The sequence below is a fragment of the Comamonas denitrificans genome (assembly GCF_017368815.1).
Taxonomy (GTDB): domain Bacteria; phylum Pseudomonadota; class Gammaproteobacteria; order Burkholderiales; family Burkholderiaceae_C; genus Comamonas; species Comamonas denitrificans.
This window is the reverse complement of the sequence record NZ_JAFNME010000017.1, coordinates 19,463-32,395: the sequence shown is the minus strand read 5'-3', so window position 1 is coordinate 32,395 and position 12,933 is coordinate 19,463. Positions and strand designations below refer to the sequence as shown.

Sequence of the window (12,933 nt, the reverse complement as noted above, 5' to 3'; positions counted from 1 at the left end):
TTCAAGGAGAACTCCATGCGATTCAAACGACCGCAGGTGCGCTATGCCGATACGCCACAGCCTGCCACTCCGTATCAAGCCGCTGCCCAAGTGTGGGACGAGCGCATCGGCTCGGCCCGCGTGCAGGCGAAAAACTGGCGGCTGATGGCCTTTGGCTGCCTGGTGCTCGCGCTGCTGATGGCCGGTGGCCTGGTGTGGCGCTCAGCACAGTCCATCGTCACGCCCTACGTCATCGAGGTCGATCAGTCCGGCCAGGTGCGCACCGTGGGCGAAGCGGCCACGCCGTACCGGCCCACTGATGCCCAGACGGCACACCACATCGCGCGCTTCGTGACGCTGGTGCGCTCGCTGTCCATCGACCCCATCGTTGTGCGCCAGAACTGGCTCGACGCCTACGACTACACCACCGACCGGGGCGCGGCGGTGCTCAACGACTACGCGCGGGTGAATGACCCGTTCGCCCGCATCGGCAAGGAGTCGGTGACGGTGCAGATCACCAGTGTGGTTCGCGCCAGCGATGCGTCGTTCAACGTGCGCTGGACAGAACGCCGCTACGTCAATGGCGCGGCGGCCGGGCTGGAGCGATGGACGGCGGTGGTGTCCATCGTGCAGCAGACCCCGCGCACCGAAGAACGCCTGCGCCGTAACCCGCTGGGCATCTACGTCAATGGCTTGTCGTGGAGCCGTGAACTGGATTCTTCTGAAGGAGCCAAACCATGAATGCACATTTCCGTAAAACCGCATTGCCGGTGATCCTGCTGGCATCGACTGTTCTGTTTGCGGGCTGCGCCACGCAGGGCAAACCGCCGCCGGTCATTTCGCTCGATGAGCCGGTGCAGGCGCAGCCATTGCCCGAGCCGCCCAAACCCATCGAAGTCGTGGCTGTGCCCGAGCCGTTGGCATTGCCCGCACAGTTGAAGCCGCTGCCGGACGTTGTTGCGGCCCCGACCACGCCGGAGCCTGCCGACGAGAAGGTGCGCGTCTCCCGCGCCAATGCCGAAGCGCGGATCGCGCCGACCCGCGAGGGCTACGTCAATGCGATCCAGGTCTGGCCTTTTACCGATGGTGCGTTGTACCAGGTCTATGCGTCCGTGGGCCGCGTGACGGTGATCGCGCTCCAGCCCGGCGAGGAACTGGTGACGGTCGCTGCTGGCGACACGGTGCGCTGGATCGTGGGCGACACCTCCAGCGGCAGCGGGGCCGATCTGCGCGTCAATGTGCTGGTCAAACCAATCCGTTCCGGGTTGAAGACCAATCTGGTCATCACCACCAGCCGCAGGACGTACCTGCTGGAACTGACTTCGACCGACAAGACATGGATGGCGTCGGTGTCCTGGGACTACCCCAAGGATCGAATGCTGGCCTTGCAGCGCCAGGCACAGGCTGCCAACGCTGTCGCTCCGGTCGATGCGGGTCTGTCGTTGGAGAACATCCGCTTTCGCTATGCAATCAGCGGCAGCAATCCGCCGTGGAAGCCGCTGCGGGCGTTCGATGATGGCGAGAAGGTTTATATCCAGTTCCCGGCAGGCATCGCCCAGGGCGAGCTGCCGCCGCTGTTCGTCATCGGTGCACAGGGCGACGGACAATTGGTGAACTACCGCTTCCGTTCGCCGTACTACATCGTGGATCGCCTGTTCGGTGCGGCCGAACTGCGCCTGGGCGCTGACAAGGGCGATGTAGTGCGCATCGAGCGCACCGATGGCATTGCCGGGAGGAACTGAGCATGAGCCAGGACGATACCCCCGACCTTGCCACGCCGAAGGTGGACAAGGTGGCACCCGAGGCGGTGGCGCTGCGCGCCCAACCGCGCCCGGTCACGCGCCTGAACCGGCGCACGCTGGCCATCCTCGCCGGCGGCCTGTCGGTTGGCGTGATGGGCGCACTGATCTGGTCGCTGCAACCGCAGCAACGCGGTGCGGGCGAATCCACGGAGCTGTACAACGTGGATCGTGTGTCGCGCTCGGAAGGCCTCGACCAACTTCCTACCGACTATTCCAAGTTGCCAGCGCTGCCGCCCGATGTGCCGGGGCTGGGGCCACCGCTGCCGGGGGATCTGGGGCCAGCCATCGTCAATTCGCAGCAGCCAGTTGCCGCCTCCTATGCCGCGCCCGGCTACGATCCTAACGATGCGCTGCGCAAGGAAGCAGAAGCTGCGGCAGCTTCTTCGGTATTCTTCCGCACCGGCTCCCCGCAGGCAACGCCCGTGGCGCAGTCGCAGGTCACTGCCGCACCGGGCTTTGCCGCCAATGCGGCCTTCGACCCGATGGCCGCCGGCCCGGCCTCGACGGCGGCCCAGCCCGCCGATCCGACTGCCGTGCAGAACCGGCAAGACCAGAAAGAGGCGTTCCTGATAGGTGGTTCTACGGAAACCCGTAACTCCGGCAACCTGCAAATGCCCACCTCGCCGTATCAGGTGATGGCCGGAACGGTCATTGCCGGGGCACTGGTCACGGGCATCAAGTCCGACCTGCCGGGCGACGTGATCGCCACGGTGACGGAGCCGATCTATGACACGGCCACTGGCAAATTCCTACTGATCCCGCAGGGTTCGCGCATCCTGGGCAAGTACAACAGCCAAGTCAGCTACGGCCAGAGCCGCGTGCAGGTGATGTGGAACCGCATCATCCTGCCGGATACGTCATCGCTCACGCTCGACGACCTGATCGGCACCGACCCGGCGGGCTATGCCGGTCTGGAAGACGACGTGGACTGGCACTGGGATCGGATCTTTGCAGGTGCCGTGCTGACCACACTGCTGGGCGTCGGTGCCGAACTGGCTGCACCCGAGAACCGCCAGGACGGTGATCGCGTCATCATCGCTGGGCGCGACAGCCTGCAGGACACCGTGAACCAGGTCGGCCAGGAAGTGACCCGGCGCAACCTCAACATCCAGCCCACGCTGACCAGCCGCCCTGGCTTGCCGGTGCGCATCATCGTCAACCGTGATCTGGTGCTGCGGCCCTATCAGCCGTTGTTCTTCAACAAGGGGACTTCACGATGAGCACGACCAGGAAACTGCGGCTGGGGCCGTTACCCAAGACCGAAAGCGTCAAGCTGACCTTCGCTTGCCCGGCCAGCCTGAAAGCCGACCTCGACCGCTACGCCGCGCTGCACGCGCAGGCGTATGGCGAGGCGGTCGATGCCACGACGCTGATCCCGCACATGCTGGAAGCGTTCATGGCGGGGGATCGGGGGTTCAGGAAAGAGTTTAGGCGTCTCAATTCTTGCCAATAATATGGCTGCCGTTATGGTTTCACCCAAAGTCCACCATTCGCATTTGGGCTGTATTCCGTGCAACCAATACAATGATCGCAGTTAAGTACTGTACTGCCGTATATAAACTCAGAAGAGTGCGGATCTTCACCGATACCTTTTGTTATGAATTGCTTTGAGAAAGGTATTTTAGTCACTCTTGCAAGTGCAAAATCAGGCTCCCTAACCACATCAAATGTAGTTATCTGCATGTCGTAGACGATTTTTATGGCCTCGACGTTATCATATGCTTCGCCCAAATTATGACTACATGAGGAATTTTCTTCACAGCATATATTGCAACGCCCGCCAAACCTATTGCACTCAACATTATTGTACTTTCGCCCAGTCCTATGAAGGCAGTCTACAGGATCTATGTTGCATATGGAGCATTTGTATTTTTCAAACCCTCGCATGCTAAATCCAAAATCACGATGTAAAAGCATGTTTGGGCACTTTGTGTAATAAAGCCCATTTTCAAATCCGAATGCACACCCATATGTTTCATGCAGCACCTTTCCTATAGAGTGCATTTGCCTTGAAACTGGAATACGTAAATCTTTGTTGATCCAGAAAACATTCAGCAGCATATCCAATGCGCTTCTGAGCGCGGGTTCTGGATTCTCTAGTTCCCCTGCGTTATAAGCTTGAATAATATTTTGCGCTTCGTTAAAGCTGTTCTTTTCCATTTCGGAGAGATTGACTCTTCCCGATGTCATCAGTATAGCCTCGTAGGCTGGCTCGTCGTCCTCATCTCTTCCCATTAGTGATCCTTCAGGCTTTCGATGATTTTTTCAACATCCTCACCCAATCCTTCTATGGTTATTTCTTTATATTTTTCCCCATCCTTCTTTATGAATTTTACAGAAACCGTCTTGCCTTTTTCTATATTGGATCGCAACCAATCTGTTAGAAAATTAGCAAGTACAGCAAATGGGATTCCAAGAATTAAAGGCAAAATTATGTCTGCACTTCTTAATGCTTTGTAAGTATGCTCATCTCCTTTGACAACCACCGAATTTACGCCAAATTCTTCTAAATCTTTCCTTAAGTCTGGCGAATACTCATTCAGGATATCAATGCCATCGGCGCTGCCTTCCGGCATGATGTAAGCCACGTTTTCTTCGTAGATTATTTTCCTATCGGATATTGCTTTTATATAAGAATCAATATTGATTTCATTTTCTTTTATCATTTTTAGCTTCCATATTTTGATTGATGGGAAATGGCGGATTTTATCGTTTAAAATAGCTGCCCGCCAAGTATGCAAGGAATTATTGCGGAAGCAAGTTTAAACGGCGTTAGTAGCCCAGCTTTTTTCAGCGTGTAGCTTTCCTGGACTCTAGCGCGCTGTGCCTGGCAAGTCGTCAACCGCAGCGATCGCCTCCGTGCACTTCCCGAACATGATCTAGTTGTGCCTATTCGCTCTGCTGACGAAAACTATCAACCGAAATGCCTCTGGCATCCACGGTTCAAGGTCAGACATCCTGTCTTCGGAGCTGGTTTAGCGTCCGTTCGGGTTTGGGTGGTGCGCGAAGGAATGGGCTACTATGACGAACAAGTCAAGCCCGCTGTCTGGATAGTTTTCACCGTCACAGTACGATGTGGCTTACTTCCCCAAGACTCTCATGTGGCTCCCAGCCTACAACGCCGCATCTCCTGCAAGCGGCACGGAACAGAGCTAACCTATTGCCCCGTATATGCTTTCAAGCCCCACGTGATTTGCACGAAAGGCTTGACGCCGGCCTTTTTTTGGGGGGAAGACGGGATTGCCAGATGACCGTGGCAACTTTTACCGCTCAAAATCCTCTTCGTGCAGTTGGGGTGCCGCGCGGCGAAAGCCTTTGGTGAGCCAGCCCAGGTAAATCAAGCCCACTGCGGCCCAGGAGATACCGGCTTTGAGCGAGGTTTCCTCCACCTCCAGCCACAGCGCACCAATCGAGGCAAAGCCCAGCAGCGGCAGCACAAAAAACTGCCAAAAATCCTTGGGGTGTTTCAAGCGGCCATCGCGAAAACCGTAACTGCTGATGACCGATAAATTGACAAAGCTAAAGGCCGTAAGCGCCCCAAAGCTGATCAGGGCGACAACAAATTCCAAGCTTAAAAAACCGGCAGACAGGCAAACCACCCCGGCCAGCCAAATGTTGTACGAGGGGGTGTAGCCCTTGGGCGAGATATGACCGAAAAAGCGTTTGGGCAGCACGCCATCGCGCCCCATCACATACATCAGGCGCGACACGCCGGCATGGGCGGCAATGCCCGAAGCCAGGACGGTGACAATCGCAAAACTGAGCACCACCGACTGGAACAGCGCACCGCCGACCAGGAGCAAAATTTCTGGTTGGGTTTCATCCACCAGTTTGAAATATTGGCTGGGGTCACCCGGAAAAAACAGCTGCAAAAAGTAGGTGCAGAAAATAAACAGCAGGCCCGAGATCAAGGCCGTTAAAAACATGGCGCGGGGCAGCGTTTTTTTCGTGTCCTTGGTTTCTTCGGCCAAAGAGCTGAGCGAATCAAAGCCGGTAAAGGAAAAGCACAAAATCGTCGCCCCGGTGATCAGGGCCCCGACTTCGGTTTTTTCGCTCCAAAAAGGGCTAAAACTCCACAAGCCATCGGCGGTTTGGCCGTCAATGCCTCCCAACGCGTTTTGACCGGCGGCCAGTTTTTCGTAAATCAAGAATGTGAAGATGCCGATGATCAAAATCTGCAAAAACACAATCAGGCTATTGAAGTTGGCCACAAAGCGAATACCACGCAGGTTGATGGCCACCATGAGCATGGTCAGCCCGATGATCCATACCCAGTGGTTCACTTCAGGGAACATATCGGTCAAATAAATGCGGGCCAGCAAAATATTCACCATGGGCGAGAGCAAATAATCCAGCAGCGATGACCAGCCCACCATGAACCCGGCATTGGGGTGAATCGACTTTTGCACATAGGTGTAGGCCGAGCCGGAGGAGGGGTACTTGCGAATCATGTGCCCGTAGCTGATTGAGGTCAGCAGCACGGCTGCCAGCGCAAACATATACGCCGTTGGCACGTGCTGGATGCTGTCGCGCGAGACCATGCCAAAGGTGTCCAGCAGCGTCATGGGCTGGATATAGGCCAGGCCAATCATGATGACTTGCCACATCACCAGTGTTTTTTGCAGGCGGGCGATGCCATGGGCGGGGTGGGTGGCCGCGGCGGCGGTCGAGGAGGGGGGCTGTGTGCTCACGATGGTGCCTTTCTTGGCTTAGAACAACAAGGGGGGCTTGGCACCGGGGCGGTGGGCCGCAGGGCAGGCAAAGTGGGTGGCAAGGCACAGCGTGCAGGGACGAGGGTGGGCAGGCATAAATAACAATCCGAAAGTGTGCAAAAGCGCGGGATTCTACCTAGGGATGCGCCATGGGCTGCGGACACGGCTGTGCATGGTTTTTGTCTTTTCACCAATCCTTTAGATCGATTTGAAATAAACAAAAAAATATATATTGTTTTGAGTTTTAAGAGCACATTCGCACAATCACGGCATTCTTCATAACACCATCAGGGATGCCTGCCATGTTCTCCACCACTGTGAAATCGATTGTTGTTGCCACTGCCCTGGCCCTGGGCGGCACCGCTTTGGCGCAAGACAAGCTACTGAACGTCTCGTACGACGTGGCCCGTGAGTTCTACAAAGACTACAACGCCGCGTTCGTGGCCCACTACAAAAAAACCACCGGCAAAGACGTGAAGATTGACCAGTCGCACGCTGGCTCCAGCGCCCAAGCGCGTGCGGTCAATGATGGCTTAGAGGCCGACGTGGTGACCTTCAACACCACCACGGATGTGCAATTTTTGGCCGACAACGGCGTGGTAGCCAAAGACTGGGCGACCCAATTTCCGCACGCAGCCTCGCCCACCACCTCGACCATGCTGTTCTTGGTGCGCAAAGGCAACCCAAAAAACATCAAGGACTGGGACGATTTGATTCGCCCCGATGTGAAAGTCATCGTCGTCAATCCCAAAACCGGGGGCAATGGCCGTTACGCGTATTTGGGTGCCTGGGGCAGCGTGCGTGAAAAAGGCGGCACCGATGCGCAAGCGGCAGAGTTTGTTGGCAAGCTGTACAAAAACGTCCCCGTGCTGGCCAAGGGCGGGCGCGATGCCACGGCCACTTTCTTGCAGCGCAATATTGGCGATGTGCTGATTACGTTTGAATCCGAAGTGGTTTCGGTTGAGCGTGAATTTGGCAAAGGCAAAGTCGATTCGGTGTACCCATCGACAAGCATCAGCACTGAAAACCCCGTGGCCATCGTGCAGCGCACGGCAGCCAAAAAAGGCTCCAGCGCCTTGGCCAAAACGTATTTGGACTATCTGTACTCCGATGAAGCGCAAGAAATTGCCGCCAAGCATGCGCTGCGCCCCCGTTCGGAAGCCATCTTGGCCAAGCACCAAGACCAGTTCAAGCCCATTGCGCAATTTGCCGTGAGCAAATACTTTGGCTCTTTGGCCGAAGCGCAAAAAGTGCACTTTAACGACGGCGGCCAGTTCGACAAGCTCTACCAAGTCGGCAAGTAAAGCCCGCGCAGCAACCCAGCATTCAAACGCACGCATAAAGGCTTGCCATGACTTCGATTGTGCTCGGTGCCCCGCCGCGCTCCCCCCGCAAAGGCCCCGGCCGGGTGCTGCCCGGTTTTGGCCTGAGCTTGGGCTACACCCTGTTTTACCTGAGCATCATTGTGTTGATTCCGCTGCTGGCACTGCTGGCCAAGACCTTCACCATGAGCTGGGCCGACTTCGTTCAGGCCACCACCGCCCCGCGCGTGCTGGCGGCCTACAAACTCTCGCTGGGCGCTTCGCTGTTGGCCGCCAGTGTGAACTTGGTGTTTGGCCTGCTGATTGCCTGGGTGTTGGTGCGCTATGACTTTGTTGGCAAAAAGCTGGTGGATGCGCTGGTGGATTTGCCTTTTGCCCTGCCCACCGCCGTCGCTGGGATTTCGCTGACGGCGCTGTTGGCCGGTAACGGCTGGGTCGGCCAGTACCTGGAGCCCTTGGGCATTGAGCTGGCCTTTCAGCCCGGCGGCATTGTGATTGCGCTGATTTTTATTGGCCTGCCTTTTGTCGTGCGCACGGTGCAACCGGTGCTGCAAGATTTTGAAAAAGAGCTGGAAGAGGCCGCCACCAGCCTGGGGGCCAACCGCTGGCAGATTTTTCGGCTGGTGATTTTGCCCAGCATCATCCCGGCCCTGCTCACCGGCTTTGCCATGGCCTTTGCCCGGGCGCTGGGCGAATACGGCTCGGTGATTTTTATCGCCGGCAACATGCCCATGGTGTCTGAAATTACCCCGCTGATCATCATCGGCAAGCTCGAACAATACGACGTGGCCGGGGCCACTGCGGTGGCGGTGGTGATGCTGGTGATCTCTTTCATCATGCTGCTGGTGATCAACCTTTTACAAGCCTGGCAGCGCCGCCACGCAGGGATGCAAGCATGAGTTCCCCCACCACTGATACCCGCGCCCTGCGCCGTGCCCAGGCGGGCACCACCGAGGCCACCTGGCTGCGCAACCTGCTGATTGGCCTGGCCCTGGCGTTTTTGCTGCTGTTTTTGGTGCTGCCGCTGGCCGCCGTGTTTACCGAAGCCTTGCGCCAAGGCTGGGATGCCTATGTTGAGGGCCTGACGGACCCCGATGCTTGGTCGGCCATTAAGCTGACCTTGCTCACCGCCGTGATTGCTGTGCCGCTGAACCTGGTGTTTGGCGTGGCCGCAGCCTGGTGTGTGGCTAAGTTTGAGTTTCCGGGCAAGGCCTTTCTCATCACCTTGATTGACCTGCCGTTTTCCATCTCGCCGGTGGTCGCCGGCCTGATGTACGTGCTGGTGTTTGGTGCCAATGGCTGGTTTGGCAGCTGGCTGGCCGCGCACGACATCAAAATCATTTTTGCGGTGCCCGGCATTGTGCTGGCCACGGTGTTTGTCACCTTCCCCTTTATTGCGCGGGAGCTGATTCCGCTGATGCAAGCCCAGGGCACTGACGAGGAGCAAGCCGCCGTGGTGCTGGGGGCCAATGGCTGGCAGACTTTTTGGTATGTCACGCTGCCCAATATCAAATGGGGCCTGGTCTATGGCGTGATTCTGTGCAACGCCCGGGCGATGGGCGAGTTTGGCGCGGTGTCAGTGGTCAGCGGCCACATCCGGGGGCAGACCAACACCATCCCGCTGCACGTGGAAATTCTCTACAACGAATACCAGTCCGTGGCCGCCTTTGCCGCCGCCTCGCTGCTGGCCTTGTTGGCCCTGGTGACCTTGGCGATCAAAACCGTGGCGGAGTGGAAAGCCGAGCAACAGATGAAAGCCATCGCCGAATTGCCCGCCGAGCGGCCTACTATTAGTGCAGCAGCTACCGCAAGTGTTTAAAAGCTTTCAGGTAGAAAACTATCTCAATATATTGAAAACAAAGCGGTAAGAGCTATTAAAAATGAGCATTGAAGTACGCAACATCGACAAACGCTTTGGCAATTTTCACGCCCTGCGCAATGTCAATTTGAACATCGCCTCAGGCGAACTGGTGGCTTTGCTGGGGCCGTCGGGCTGCGGCAAGACCACGCTGCTGCGCATCATCGCCGGGCTGGAAGCGCCGGACAGCGGCAGCATCCACTTTGCCGGGCAGGACACCACCGGCGTCCACGTGCGCGAGCGCGGCGTGGGTTTTGTGTTTCAGCACTACGCCCTGTTCAAGCACATGACCGTGTTTGACAACGTCGCCTTTGGCCTGCGCATGAAGCCCAAAAAAGAGCGCCCCAGCGAGGCGCAAATCCGCGCCCGGGTGCTGGAGCTGCTCTCGCTGGTGCAGCTGGACTGGGTGGCCGAGCGCTTTCCGGCCCAACTGTCGGGCGGCCAGCGCCAGCGCATCGCCTTGGCCCGCGCCCTGGCCGTGCAGCCGCAGGTGCTGCTGTTGGATGAACCCTTTGGCGCTCTGGATGCCAAGGTGCGCAAAGAGCTGCGCCGCTGGCTGCGCCGCCTGCACGATGAGCTGCATGTGACCAGCATCTTTGTCACCCACGACCAAGAAGAAGCGCTGGAAGTGGCCGACCGCGTGGTCGTCATCAACCAGGGCAAAATCGAACAAGTCGGCACCCCGCAAGAGGTTTGGGACAACCCGGCCAGCCCCTTTGTCTATGGTTTTTTGGGCGATGTCAATCTGTTCCAAGGCCGCGCCCACGATGGCAGCGTGAAATTTGCCACCGGCCTGGAGCTGGCCAGCACCGAGGCGCAAGGGGCCAACGATGCCCAGGCCTGGGCGTATATCCGCCCGCACGAGCTCGATGTCAGCCGCCCCGCCGCAGGGGTCACCCGTGTGGCCGGGGGCTTGCTGGCGCAACTGGACCGCGCCATTGTGGTCGGCCCGGTGGCACGGCTGGAACTTATTGCCCAGCAGGCACCCGAAGTGGCCCACAATCACGCCTCTGAAAAATTAATCGAGGCACACATCTCGGCCCACGAGTTTCACACCCTGGGGCTGCGCGAAGGGGAAACCTTGCTGGTCACGCCACGCCGCGCCAAAGTGTTTGTCGATCAGGGGGCCGGAATTTAAGGCAGGCGCAGCGTTTAACGAAGGCCTGTCGCGTCCCATTTTTCAGGCATTCGTTAAAGGATTTTTATGCAATGGATTTTTGCGGCACCGCGCCGCAGCTTGGCCTTGATGAGCGCCGCCTGTGTGGCCATGCTGGCTTTTGGTTTGTACCTGCAACACGCGGTGGGGCTGGACCCCTGCCCGATGTGCATCGTGCAGCGGTACGCTCTGGTTGGTGTAGCTATCACCACAGGACTGGCAAGCCTAAGGCCGCAAAAAACATGGCAAAAAATATGGGCCGCTCTGGCCTTGCTGCTGGCCGGTTTTGGCGCCTTTACAGCCGCCCGCCAAAGCTGGCTGCAGTGGAATCCGCCCGAGTTTTCCACCTGCGGCCGCGATTTTTACGGCATCGTCGAAAACTATTCCTTTAGCCGTGCGCTGCCCATGCTCTTTCGCGGCTCGGGCGACTGCTCGGCCGTCGATTGGACATTTTTAGGCGGCAGCATTGCCAATTGGTCTTTCCTGTGGTTTGGTGCCTTTGCCATTGTTTTGGCCGTTTTGCTTGTGCGCCCCAGCCGCTAAATGCCGCGCTACGTACTGTTTCACAAGCCATACGGGGTGCTCTCGCAATTCACCCCCGAGGACGGTGCCCGCAGCCTGGCCGAGTTTGACCTGCCCAGCGGCATCTACCCCGCAGGGCGACTAGACAAAGACTCCGAAGGGCTGCTGCTTTTAACCGATGACGGCCCGCTGATTGAGCAATTGCTCAACCCGCGCAACGCCAAGCCCAAAACCTATTGGGCCTTGGTCGAGCGCGTTCCCGACGAAGCCGCCTTGCAACGCCTGCGCAGCGGCCTGCGCATCGAGGACTACCAAACCCGGCCCTGCGAGGCCAAAATTTTGGCCCCCCAGCCCGAAGTGCCGCCGCGCACGCCCCCCGTGCGGGTGCGTAAAACGGTGCAGGATGTCTGGCTGGAAATTACCCTGGTGGAGGGGAAAAACCGCCAAGTGCGCAAAATGACGGCCGCCATTGGCCACCCCACCTTGCGCCTAGTCCGGCAAAGCCTGGCGAATCTCAGCTTGGCCGGCTTGCTACCGGGCCAATGGCGGGAAATTGCCCGGGCCGACATTGCATGGCAGCCAGACACAGGCAGCAAGCCCACTTGCAGCCGCCCCAAAAACCCCAAACAACGTCGATAAATAGTAGAAACCCCTGGTTTTCCGCGCACAATGCGCGGCTTCTGTTCTTCTTTTTTAGCCGGTTGGGGACCCTATGAAAAAACGCTTGGCCTGTTTACTGGCTGGTATTTGTACGCTTGCTTCCGCAGAGTTGGTGGTGAAAAACCTGCCGCCAAGCCTAGAGCGCCCTCTGCAAGGCAATGGTTTGCTGGCCGCTGAGATGGATGCCCAAGGCGTGCTGCACCTGCGCAGCAAAAAAGCCACTATTTCTGAATTGGATTACAACAATTTCGTCATGCACGGTTTGTGCTCTGAGCAATGGCGCGACCCGGCCCGCTTTGCGGCGTGGAACTTGGGCAAGGTTGAGCTGCTGGCAGTTGATGGCCAACAAGGCTATGCCTTTGATGCCAGTGGTGATGTTTGCGAACAACTGGGCCGCTTTGGGCAACCGGGACAAAACTACCGCAAGCGCGTGGCCGAACGCACTACCGTGTGCCAGCAAGGGCAGTGCGGCAAGTAAACCTTGTGGCTTAGGCACAGCACAAATCAGGAACAAGGTTATAATCTACGGTTTTCGTGCTTGTAGTACTTGGCCTTTCTGATGATGGCGCTGGCAGACACCAGCCGCTTGCTTGCAATGCTCATCTTGAGCAACTGCTATGCGCAAGGTTCTCAGTCAAGGCAGCTATTCCTGATTAAAGAGATTGCACATGGCAAAAGAAGAATTGATTGAAATGCAAGGGCAAGTCACCGAGGTGCTGCCTGACTCGCGCTTTCGCGTCACCTTGGAAAATGGCCACCAGTTGATCGCCTACACCGGTGGAAAAATGCGCAAACACCATATTCGCATTCTGGCCGGCGACAAAGTTTCTCTTGAAATGTCGCCTTATGACCTTTCTAAAGGCCGCATTACTTTCCGCCACTTGGCAGGTCGTGGCCCAGGCCCATCGCCACGGTAAAACCT

Annotated in this window: 15 protein-coding genes; 12 read left to right on the top strand and 3 right to left on the bottom strand. The window is 57.7% G+C overall.

The features are described from left to right. Positions 1 to 15: 15 nt before the first annotated feature. From trbF to J1777_RS08900, 4 genes are read left to right on the top strand one after another with little or no spacing between them, the layout of a single operon-like run. A complete protein-coding gene (trbF, locus tag J1777_RS08915) occupies positions 16 to 720 on the top strand; it encodes a conjugal transfer protein TrbF (RefSeq protein ID WP_019439181.1) in 705 nt (234 codons plus the stop codon). Then, entirely contained in the window at positions 717 to 1,721 is a 1,005-nt protein-coding gene (gene trbG / locus J1777_RS08910) for a P-type conjugative transfer protein TrbG (protein WP_207575399.1), read from the top strand. Before trbF ends, trbG begins: the two co-directional genes overlap by 4 nt. Before the next feature lie 2 nt (positions 1,722 to 1,723). Next, entirely contained in the window at positions 1,724 to 3,001 is a 1,278-nt protein-coding gene (locus J1777_RS08905) for a TraB/TrbI/VirB10 family type IV secretion system protein (protein ID WP_207575398.1), read from the top strand. Continuing rightward, positions 2,998 to 3,234 (top strand): DUF2274 domain-containing protein, encoded by a 237-nt coding sequence (locus tag J1777_RS08900; protein WP_207575397.1) that lies wholly within the window; start codon positions 2,998 to 3,000, stop codon positions 3,232 to 3,234. Before J1777_RS08905 ends, J1777_RS08900 begins: the two co-directional genes overlap by 4 nt. Positions 3,235 to 3,245: 11 nt before the next feature. Here J1777_RS08900 and J1777_RS08895 read toward each other — a convergent pair whose 3' ends face one another. The 3 genes from J1777_RS08895 to J1777_RS08885 all read right to left on the bottom strand — a co-directional run bounded on the left by J1777_RS08895 (position 3,246) and on the right by J1777_RS08885 (position 6,472). Beyond that, a complete protein-coding gene (locus J1777_RS08895; RefSeq protein ID WP_207575396.1) occupies positions 3,246 to 4,016 on the bottom strand; it encodes a hypothetical protein in 771 nt (256 codons plus the stop codon). Continuing rightward, on the bottom strand, positions 4,016 to 4,447 hold the full coding sequence (locus J1777_RS08890) for a hypothetical protein (protein WP_207575395.1): 432 nt from the start codon (positions 4,445 to 4,447) through the stop codon (positions 4,016 to 4,018). The genes J1777_RS08895 and J1777_RS08890 overlap by 1 nt, the downstream gene beginning before the upstream one ends. A 597-nt stretch (positions 4,448 to 5,044) precedes the next feature. Then, entirely contained in the window at positions 5,045 to 6,472 is a 1,428-nt protein-coding gene (locus J1777_RS08885; protein ID WP_341352952.1) for an APC family permease, read from the bottom strand. A gap of 323 nt (positions 6,473 to 6,795) precedes the next feature. On the opposite strand from J1777_RS08885, the gene J1777_RS08880 reads away from it, so the two are divergent. The 8 genes from J1777_RS08880 (at position 6,796) to infA (ending at position 12,928) form a co-directional block, all read left to right on the top strand. Beyond that, positions 6,796 to 7,797, top strand: a complete 1,002-nt coding sequence (locus J1777_RS08880; protein WP_207575394.1) for a sulfate ABC transporter substrate-binding protein — start codon at positions 6,796 to 6,798, stop codon at positions 7,795 to 7,797. Between the two features lie 47 nt (positions 7,798 to 7,844). Further along, the gene (cysT, locus tag J1777_RS08875; protein WP_207575393.1) at positions 7,845 to 8,714 is read left to right on the top strand and encodes a sulfate ABC transporter permease subunit CysT; all 870 of its coding nucleotides are present in this window, start codon (positions 7,845 to 7,847) and stop codon (positions 8,712 to 8,714) included. Then, complete coding sequence (gene cysW, locus J1777_RS08870; RefSeq protein ID WP_207575392.1) at positions 8,711 to 9,634, top strand: sulfate ABC transporter permease subunit CysW; 924 nt, start codon at positions 8,711 to 8,713, stop codon at positions 9,632 to 9,634. Before cysT ends, cysW begins: the two co-directional genes overlap by 4 nt. 61 nt (positions 9,635 to 9,695) lie before the next feature. After that, positions 9,696 to 10,811, top strand: a complete 1,116-nt coding sequence (locus J1777_RS08865; protein WP_207575391.1) for a sulfate/molybdate ABC transporter ATP-binding protein — start codon at positions 9,696 to 9,698, stop codon at positions 10,809 to 10,811. 66 nt (positions 10,812 to 10,877) lie between these two features. Beyond that, positions 10,878 to 11,372: a disulfide bond formation protein B gene (locus tag J1777_RS08860; protein ID WP_242700469.1), complete on the top strand. Its 495-nt coding sequence runs from the start codon at positions 10,878 to 10,880 to the stop codon at positions 11,370 to 11,372. Then, positions 11,373 to 11,990: a pseudouridine synthase gene (locus J1777_RS08855; RefSeq protein WP_207575390.1), complete on the top strand. Its 618-nt coding sequence runs from the start codon at positions 11,373 to 11,375 to the stop codon at positions 11,988 to 11,990. It abuts the gene before it with no gap. Positions 11,991 to 12,063: 73 nt separating this feature from the next. Beyond that, positions 12,064 to 12,489: a hypothetical protein gene (locus J1777_RS08850; RefSeq protein WP_207575389.1), complete on the top strand. Its 426-nt coding sequence runs from the start codon at positions 12,064 to 12,066 to the stop codon at positions 12,487 to 12,489. 190 nt (positions 12,490 to 12,679) lie between these two features. Then, complete coding sequence (gene infA / locus J1777_RS08845) at positions 12,680 to 12,928, top strand: translation initiation factor IF-1 (RefSeq protein WP_207575388.1); 249 nt, start codon at positions 12,680 to 12,682, stop codon at positions 12,926 to 12,928. Positions 12,929 to 12,933: the final 5 nt, after the last annotated feature.

Bases quoted from the DNA above. Each gene is read 5' to 3' on its own strand.
- J1777_RS08895 (WP_207575396.1), bottom strand. From the start codon at position 4,016: ATGGGAAGAGATGAGGACGACGAGCCAGCCTACGAGGCTATACTGATG.
- cysT (WP_207575393.1), top strand. From the start codon at position 7,845: ATGACTTCGATTGTGCTCGGTGCCCCGCCGCGCTCCCCCCGCAAAGGC.
- trbF (WP_019439181.1), top strand. From the start codon at position 16: ATGCGATTCAAACGACCGCAGGTGCGCTATGCCGATACGCCACAGCCT.
- J1777_RS08860 (WP_242700469.1), top strand. From the start codon at position 10,878: ATGCAATGGATTTTTGCGGCACCGCGCCGCAGCTTGGCCTTGATGAGC.
- J1777_RS08850 (WP_207575389.1), top strand. From the start codon at position 12,064: ATGAAAAAACGCTTGGCCTGTTTACTGGCTGGTATTTGTACGCTTGCT.
- cysW (WP_207575392.1), top strand. From the start codon at position 8,711: ATGAGTTCCCCCACCACTGATACCCGCGCCCTGCGCCGTGCCCAGGCG.
- infA (WP_207575388.1), top strand. From the start codon at position 12,680: ATGGCAAAAGAAGAATTGATTGAAATGCAAGGGCAAGTCACCGAGGTG.
- J1777_RS08905 (WP_207575398.1), top strand. From the start codon at position 1,724: ATGAGCCAGGACGATACCCCCGACCTTGCCACGCCGAAGGTGGACAAG.
- J1777_RS08890 (WP_207575395.1), bottom strand. From the start codon at position 4,447: ATGATAAAAGAAAATGAAATCAATATTGATTCTTATATAAAAGCAATA.
- J1777_RS08880 (WP_207575394.1), top strand. From the start codon at position 6,796: ATGTTCTCCACCACTGTGAAATCGATTGTTGTTGCCACTGCCCTGGCC.
- J1777_RS08855 (WP_207575390.1), top strand. From the start codon at position 11,373: ATGCCGCGCTACGTACTGTTTCACAAGCCATACGGGGTGCTCTCGCAA.
- trbG (WP_207575399.1), top strand. From the start codon at position 717: ATGAATGCACATTTCCGTAAAACCGCATTGCCGGTGATCCTGCTGGCA.
- J1777_RS08865 (WP_207575391.1), top strand. From the start codon at position 9,696: ATGAGCATTGAAGTACGCAACATCGACAAACGCTTTGGCAATTTTCAC.
- J1777_RS08900 (WP_207575397.1), top strand. From the start codon at position 2,998: ATGAGCACGACCAGGAAACTGCGGCTGGGGCCGTTACCCAAGACCGAA.